The organism is Sphingomonas echinoides (assembly GCF_029623395.1).
Lineage (GTDB): Bacteria > Pseudomonadota > Alphaproteobacteria > Sphingomonadales > Sphingomonadaceae > Sphingomonas > Sphingomonas echinoides_A.
Genome location: NZ_JAPYKK010000090.1, coordinates 1 through 380, shown reverse-complemented (window position 1 = coordinate 380; position 380 = coordinate 1). Strand labels below are relative to the sequence as shown.

Here is a 380-nt window from a genome sequence, read left to right as displayed (position 1 = left end):
AAGTCGGGAGTGCCTGGCGTTGGTCGTTGCTCGTCAGCTTAAACATGAAGAGGTGCTGGCGGCGTTGGCCGACCTGTTCGTCACACGAGGACCACCGGCGCATATACGGTCGGACAATGGCGCTGAATTTATCGCCAACGCTGTGCAGAAATGGCTCGGCCAGATCGGCGTGAAGACGCTCTACATTGCACCGGGGTCACCATGGGAGAATGGCTACAATGAGAGCTTCAACGGGTCGCTGCGCGACGAACTCCTCAACGGCGAGATCTTCTACAGCCTCGCCGAGGCAAAGGTGCTGATCGAAGCCTGGCGGCGACATTACAACACGATCCGTCCGCACAGCAGCCTGGGCTACCGACCACCGGCCCCGGAAACGGCCT

General features: G+C 60.3%; 1 protein-coding gene. It reads left to right on the top strand.

Going from position 1 to position 380, the window contains the following annotated elements; translation table 11 throughout:
• The coding region (locus QBJ92_RS20585) for an integrase core domain-containing protein (RefSeq protein ID WP_277971553.1) at positions 1-380 on the top strand (380 nt) is incomplete at both ends.